The sequence below is a fragment of the Caballeronia sp. M23-90 genome, assembly GCF_053574605.1.
On the sequence record NZ_JBSIPA010000522.1, the window covers coordinates 1 to 4,354 of the forward strand.

The window sequence follows — 4,354 nt, forward strand, 5'->3', positions numbered from 1 at the left end:
GACCATGCGCGTATTGAAACGCGACGACTCTTCGAAGAACGCATCGACCGAACCCGGATGCACTGTGCAATAAACGGCGGCCGTCGTGGTGCCCGAGCGCAGGAGTTCGCGCAAGAACACCTTGGCGGGACGGATCACGTTCGCGCAACAGCGCGAGTGCAGCGTGCCGGACACTCAGTAGAAGGGATGACGAACTGGACAAATCGAGCGGGTCGGACATGATTCTCAAAGAGTTTTGACGTGCTTATGCTTGATACGCCGGAACCGGGCAATCCCGTCCTCGGCGGCCGGCCGCACGGCACTTCCCCGCAACCGGCTAAAATAACGCTTTTCCGCGATCGAATTTCAGATTTTCAGCATCAAAACGCGCTGGAGCCGCCGTTCAAGAGCTCAACCAGCGACCGATTGTACTGTCCAGCCGCGGCGCCCCAGCCTGCCGCCCAATTCCGCTTCCAGCCCCACAGGAGACACAGTGGCAATCTACAAGCTCGGCGATGCCGCCCCGACCATCCACGAAAGCGTATTTGTCGCTGATACGGCGACCATCATCGGCCGCGTAACGCTTGAGGAGAACTCGAGCGTCTGGTTCGGCGCCTCGCTGCGCGCGGATAACGAGCCGATCGTGCTCGGCCATGGAAGCAATATCCAGGAGGGAGCGGTGCTTCATACCGATCCGGGCTTTCCCCTGACCATTGAGGCGAACGTCACCGTCGGCCATCAGGCAATGCTGCACGGCTGCACCGTCAAGGAAGGCGCGCTCATCGGAATTCAGGCGGTGGTCTTGAATGGCGCGGTAATTGGCCGCAATTGCCTTGTTGGTGCAGGCGCCGTGGTGACCGAAGGCAAGATTTTCCCCGATAACACCCTGATCCTCGGCGCACCCGCGAAAGCCGTGCGGGAACTGACGGAAGCGGACATTGCGAAGATGCAGGGCGGCACGCGTGGTTACGTGGAACGCCGCGAATATTACAAGGCGCAACTCGTACGGATCGGCTGAATGCGGCTTCGTGCGTTTTGCGCAATCGATTAAAGGACCCCAACGTGGTTAACGATCAGCTGCAAAAATTCATGTTCAACGCGGCGCCAGTGCGCGGCGAGATCGTCTCGTTGCGCGATACATGGCAGGAAGTACTCACGCGCCGCTCCTATCCCGCGCCCGTGCGCAATGTGCTCGGCGAAATGATGGCTGCCTGCGCGCTGCTGTCGGCGAATCTCAAGTTCGATGGCACGTTGATCATGCAGATCTATGGCGACGGACCGGTGACGATGCTCGTCGTGCAGTGCAATTCGGACCTGTCGCTGCGCGCAACGGCAAAACTCGCTGAGTCAATAGAAGGAGCGAGCGAAGCGCCCGTCGCGATCACCGACGACATGACCCTCCCCGACTTGCTGAACCGCAATGGCCAGGGACGTTGTGTGATCACGCTCGACCCGCGCGACAAGAAGCCCGGCCAGCAGGCGTATCAGGGCATCGTGCCGTTAAGCGGCGAGCATGGGCCACTCGCATCGATGGCCGAAGTGCTGGAACACTATATGCATCACTCCGAGCAGCTCGATACACGCATGTGGCTCGCCGCGAACACCGAGCGCGCGGTGGGCATGCTGCTGCAGAAGCTTCCGGGCGATGGCGGTATCGTCCCGCACCCGGGCGAACACGACGCCGATACCTGGCAGCGCGTGTGTCACCTCGGCGGCACGCTGTCGAATGAAGAGTTGTTGAAGGAAGAGCCTGAGACTGTATTCAAGCGGCTGTTCTGGCAGGAAAACGTGCAGCACTTCGAGCCGGCTCAGGCTCGTTTCGAATGCACGTGTTCGCGTGAGAAAGTCGGCGGGATGCTGAAGATGCTGGGTCGGGAAGAAGTCGACAGCGTGGTCGAAGAGCGTGGCAGTGTTGAAGTCCATTGCGAATTCTGCAACCAGCGCTATGAGTTCGATCCCGTGGACGTGGCGCAACTTTTTGTCGCGGGAGAAATCTCGCAAGCCGTAAGCCCGGCGCCGGATCAGCGGCATTGATCGACGTCGCGCAGGAAGAGTTCTGTTGTCTGTAACAAGACGTCGCGGGATGGCGCTTTGCCGATGCGCGACGTGGCATTATCCCTGTCCGATTAGTAGCCCGGCCCGCTGGAGGTCGACATGAAACTCTTTGCATTTGTATCGAAGAAACTGGCCGTCGCGGTGTGCGGCGCAGCGTTGCTCACGCTCGGCGGGTGCATGATGGATCCGCCGGGACCGTCGCCGGTTTACAGCCGCCTGCCCGCCACGCAGAATCAGGCGGCCCAGCCGCTTTCCCCGGAAGAGCAACAGCGCTACAACCAGATCGACCGGCAGGTGCTCGCCGAGCAGCAACAGGCCATGGCTGCGGATGCCGCGGCTCAGGCGTATTCGCAATACTATCGGCCGCCGGTGACGGTGTACGGCGGATATTCGAGCGGCGGATGGGGTAACAGATGGGGCACGGGTATTGGGGTTGGATACCCAGGGTATTATTGGTAAGGCTGATTCCCAAGGGTCAAGAAGGGCCGCAAATAGTAAAAGCCGTTCCAACTCACATTGGAACGGCTTTTTTGTATTCTGTCGGGTCGATTCGACTAGCCTCAGCCGCCCGCTTTCTTCTTGGCGGCGTCCTGCTTCTCTTTGGTCGCCTGCCGCTCGAACGCACGGCGCTCTTCCTTAGATCGTGAAACCGGGTTGGGTACCACTCGCAAAGGCGCGGCGGAAACCTGTCCTCGCGTGGACGCGCTGGACTGTGCGTTCACCGAGTTGGCCGGCGCAGGGGAATTCGGCGAGACAAACTGTACGAATACCTCGCTGTCCTTCATCATGCCCATTTCATAACGCGCGCGTTCTTCAACAGCGGCCGTACCATTCTGCAAATCCGCGACTTCGCCCTGCACACGTTCGTTGCGCAGCTTCAGATCCGCATTTTTCTTTGTCTGATTGACCAGTTGCTGCTGCAACTCGTGAACACGCAACCAGCCACCGTGCCCCCACCACAGCGGATACTGGATCATCGCCAGCAGCAGGATCAGGACAAAGGTGACAATCCGCATTTAAGAGGCGAGAGAAAAGCGCTGAAACTTCAACTGGTATTTCGGCGCCGCCCCGGGTTCGCGGGAACACGGGGCGGCGGACTGAACAAACGGCTATATCCGGACTAACGTCCGTCTGGACGAAAGCTTTAGCTTCAACGCAAATTGTAGAAGGCCGACTTGCCCGGATAGCTGGCGATATCGCCCAGATCTTCTTCAATGCGCAGCAACTGGTTGTACTTCGAGATGCGGTCGCTACGCGACAACGAACCCGTCTTGATCTGACCGGCATTCAGGCCGACCGCGATATCCGCAATCGTCGAATCTTCCGTTTCGCCCGAACGATGCGAGATAACGGCAGTGTAACCCGCGCGCTTCGCCATTTCGATTGCTGCAAAAGTTTCTGTCAGTGTGCCGATCTGGTTGATCTTGATCAGGATCGAATTGGCAATGCCCTTTTCGATCCCTTCTTTCAAAATACGCGTGTTCGTCACGAACAAATCATCGCCCACGAGCTGGATCTTCTTGCCGAGCTTATCGGTCAAGATCTTCCATCCGTCCCAGTCGCTTTCGTGCATGCCGTCTTCAATCGACACGATCGGGAATTTATCGGCGAGCGTGGCGAGATAATCTGCGAATTCAGTGGACGACAACTGCAGGCCTTCGCCCGCGAGCTGATATTTGCCGTCGTGGTAGAACTCGCTTGCGGCGCAATCCAGCGCAAGCAAAACGTCTTCACCCGCACGATAACCCGCCTTCTCGATCGCCTGAACGATGGTCGAAAGACACTCGTCGTTGCTGCCGAAATTCGGCGCGAAACCGCCTTCGTCGCCCACGGCCGTGCTCATGCCACGGTCGCTCAGGATCTTCTTGAGCGCGTGGAACACTTCCGCGCCGCAACGCAGCGCTTCGCGGAAGGTCGGCTGGCTGACCGGAACGATCATGAATTCCTGGATGTCCAGGCTGTTGTTGGCGTGCGCGCCGCCGTTCACGATGTTCATCATGGGAACGGGCAATTGCATGGCGCCCGAACCGCCGAAATAACGATACAGCGGCAAGCCCGCTTCCTCAGCCGCGGCCTTGGCCACTGCCATGGAAACCGCCAGCATGGCGTTGGCGCCGAGGCGCGACTTGTTGTCGGTACCGTCGAGTTCGAGCAGGGTCTTGTCGAGAAACGCCTGTTCCGATGCATCGAGTCCCATGATGGCTTCGGAGATTTCGGTGTTGATGTGCTCGACTGCCTTCAGCACGCCCTTGCCGCCGTAGCGGCCGGCTTCGCCGTCGCGCAATTCGATGGCTTCGCGCGATCCGGTCGATGCGCCGGA

At 59.3% G+C, this 4,354-nt stretch carries 5 protein-coding genes; 3 read left to right on the top strand and 2 right to left on the bottom strand.

Features of this window, described 5'->3' with window-relative positions:
• The first annotated feature begins 472 nt into the window (after positions 1–472).
• From ACRXB1_RS31600 to ACRXB1_RS31610, 3 genes are all read left to right on the top strand, one after another.
• Positions 473–997 (top strand): gamma carbonic anhydrase family protein, encoded by a 525-nt coding sequence (locus tag ACRXB1_RS31600; RefSeq protein ID WP_061999074.1) that lies wholly within the window; start codon positions 473–475, stop codon positions 995–997.
• A gap of 71 nt (positions 998–1,068) precedes the next feature.
• Positions 1,069–2,013: an Hsp33 family molecular chaperone HslO gene (gene hslO / locus ACRXB1_RS31605; protein ID WP_062000799.1), complete on the top strand. Its 945-nt coding sequence runs from the start codon at positions 1,069–1,071 to the stop codon at positions 2,011–2,013.
• Positions 2,014–2,133: 120 nt separating this feature from the next.
• Complete coding sequence (locus ACRXB1_RS31610) at positions 2,134–2,493, top strand: hypothetical protein (RefSeq protein ID WP_449494279.1); 360 nt, start codon at positions 2,134–2,136, stop codon at positions 2,491–2,493.
• Positions 2,494–2,594: 101 nt separating this feature from the next.
• Here the strand turns inward: ACRXB1_RS31610 and ftsB are convergent, their stop codons facing one another.
• Both ftsB and eno read right to left on the bottom strand, forming a co-directional pair.
• Positions 2,595–3,050, bottom strand: coding sequence for a cell division protein FtsB (gene ftsB / locus ACRXB1_RS31615; RefSeq protein WP_061999072.1), 456 nt, complete (start codon positions 3,048–3,050; stop codon positions 2,595–2,597).
• Positions 3,051–3,184: 134 nt separating this feature from the next.
• A partial coding sequence (eno, locus tag ACRXB1_RS31620) for a phosphopyruvate hydratase (protein ID WP_449494280.1) occupies positions 3,185–4,354 on the bottom strand: 1,170 nt, incomplete at its 5' end.

Excerpts from the sequence above, each read along its gene's own strand:
- hslO (WP_062000799.1), top strand. The coding sequence starts at position 1,069 with ATGTTCAACGCGGCGCCAGTGCGCGGCGAGATCGTCTCGTTGCGCGAT.
- ACRXB1_RS31610 (WP_449494279.1), top strand. The coding sequence starts at position 2,134 with ATGAAACTCTTTGCATTTGTATCGAAGAAACTGGCCGTCGCGGTGTGC.
- ftsB (WP_061999072.1), bottom strand. The coding sequence starts at position 3,050 with ATGCGGATTGTCACCTTTGTCCTGATCCTGCTGCTGGCGATGATCCAG.